The following is a 2,505-nucleotide window of genomic DNA, read 5'->3' as shown; positions in this document are numbered from 1 at the left end:
AATTGAAGAACGTTTAGTAACTCGTTGTCAGCTACTCCAAAGCATGACCTCAGAGATTAAAAATTTAACTAATTATCATTGGTTAACTTATGACTAACTTTTATAAGCTTTTATAAACCGGATTTAGTATTAAATGCGCATTAAGCACCTAAGAGTCTACACAATCTACACAGAATTAATTACCTATTCTCAATCTCTTTAACCCTGACATTGTCAGGGTTTGAGTTTTTTGAAATGTGTAATCAATTTTGTGTAATCAATTTTGTGTGCCTGCTTAGCTTAGACACATTGCAGTTCAAGGCGTTGCTGATTTGAACTATGAAATTGATTTGGTGCATCACGGCAAGCCGTGTAGAGACGTTATAGTGCAACGTCTCAAAATCTAAATTCATACCCGGATTCAGCAACGTCGAATTCATCAGGCATTAGCAAGGAGCAAATAATTCAATGAATGCATCTACATATCGTGACGCTGTCCAAAAGTCCTTCTTGTTTTATGAAGCTCAGCGCTCCGGTAAACTTCCTGGAGACAATCGCATTCCATGGCGCGGAGATTCTGCCCTCAATGATGGTGCAGATGTCGGTGTTGATCTGACTGGCGGTTATTACGATGCTGGAGACCATGTTAAATTCGGCTTCCCCATGGCTGCTTCCATGACTATGCTGGCTTGGGGCGCAATCGAATATGAAGACGCCTACCAGCAAATGGGTCAATGGGATGAGGCGTTGGATGCCATTAAGTGGGGTACGGATTACATCCTCAAAGCCCACATCACCGACAATAATGGTCAAACTAAAGAGTTTTGGGGGCAGGTTGGAGACGGTAACATCGACCACAGCTTCTGGGGACCGCCGGAAACTATGACCATGCAGCGACCAGCTTTTAAAATTGATCCTTCAAATCCTGGTTCTGATTTAGCAGGTGAATCAGCTGCGGCCTTAGCTGCGGCTTCAATGGTTTTTGAATCCTCGAATAAAGATTACGCTAAGCAACTACTAGATGAAGCTAAAGCTCTATTTGACTTTGCCGAAACTTATCGCGGCAAGTACTCTGACTCGATCACCAATGCTGCTCAGTTCTACAATTCTTGGAGCGGTTACCAAGACGAACTAGCTTGGGGCGCAATGTGGCTATACAAAGCAACTGGTGACCAGGGGTACTTGAATAAAGCAGAAAATCATTACCGAGGTATTCCTTCTACATGGACTCAATCTTGGGATGACAAGTCTTATGGTACAGGGATTCTTCTTGCTCAAGAGACTAATCAACAGAAGTATCGTACAGACGTAGAAAGCTGGCTAAACTACTGGAGTGACGACAGTGGTCAAGGGATCAAATATACAGAGGGCGGACTAGCTTGGTTAGATACCTGGGGTTCCCTACGATATGCTGCCAATACCGCTTTCCTTGCTGGTGTTTATAGCGATACCGTTAATGATATTAATGGTCGCTACTCTGATTTCGCAGAGGATCAGATTGACTACATTCTTGGCGAAAATCCTAACAATCGCAGTTATGTTGTCGGTTTTGGCGACAATTCTCCCAAGAATCCCCACCATCGTGGGGCTCATGGTTCCACTAGCAATAACATCCAATCACCAACGAACAACCGCCATGTTCTCGTAGGCGCTTTGGTTGGAGGCCCATCTGAAGCAAATGATAATGCCTATGAAGATCGTCGAGAAAACTTTATCACTAATGAAGTAGCTCTTGACTACAACGCTGGCTTTACTGGTGCTCTTGCCTATTTGTACGCTGAAGAGATGGAACTCAGTCCAGTCAGTCTGGGTTCTATCCCTGAACCACTAGTGTCTACACCAAATCCGATTGGTGAGTTGATAATTTAGTCTATGGAATTTCATTATGACGGTACTAGTGGGATTTTACATTTTTGGTGCTCTCTACTTTTTATTAATCTGGTTTCAAGCGTTCCAGAAAGACACTAATTTATCTCATGAGCAAATCTGCTTGTCTTGGATAGTGTTGACGATAGCAACCCTTTTTTGGCCAATTGTTGCCCCGATTGCTACTCTGGAAAAGAGAAAAGAGTGCTAGGGCGCTGGGGGTTTGTTTGTCCTCTGATATCGTGTCTAGTTGTTTCGGTAATCGGTAATCGGGGGATTTTAGGGAGTCGGGAGTCGGGAGTCGGGAGTCGGGAGTAGTGATGCAGCGATTAGCGCGATCTAGCGCGGTCTTTGCTACTGTTCCCTGTTCCCTATTCCCTATTCCCTATTCCCTGTTCCCTGTTCCCTGTTCCCTGTTCCCTGTTCCCTGTTCCAAAGCGCTATAGTTTCAAACTTAATCTAGTCTCACCTCTTTTGATAGGTGTCTAAACCAATTAAAGTACAAACAAATAGATAGGATAATAAATAAAAACAACAGGATTCCAAAATTATCCCAACGTTTCATCATCAACATGATTCCCATTAAAAACAAGACTATCTGCCAAGGAATCCCGATCAATGTCGATAGAATATCCCGCCGATTCTCGTTCCTGATTTTTG

General features: G+C 43.4%; 2 protein-coding genes and 1 pseudogene. All 3 read left to right on the top strand.

Annotated elements, in window-relative coordinates:
- Positions 1-432 precede the first annotated feature (432 nt).
- Positions 433-1,848, top strand: a pseudogene (locus tag F6K37_RS37985) (glycoside hydrolase family 9 protein); the annotation flags it as partial.
- Between the two features lie 126 nt (positions 1,849-1,974).
- A complete protein-coding gene (locus F6K37_RS37980) occupies positions 1,975-2,163 on the top strand; it encodes a hypothetical protein (protein ID WP_287256226.1) in 189 nt (62 codons plus the stop codon).
- Positions 2,164-2,165: 2 nt separating this feature from the next.
- On the top strand, positions 2,166-2,291 hold the full coding sequence (locus tag F6K37_RS37975; protein WP_287256225.1) for a hypothetical protein: 126 nt from the start codon (positions 2,166-2,168) through the stop codon (positions 2,289-2,291).
- Positions 2,292-2,505: the final 214 nt, after the last annotated feature.

This window comes from Moorena sp. SIO4E2, from assembly GCF_010671945.1.
Lineage (GTDB): Bacteria > Cyanobacteriota > Cyanobacteriia > Cyanobacteriales > Coleofasciculaceae > Moorena > Moorena producens.
This window is presented reverse-complemented; position numbering and strand designations above follow the sequence as displayed.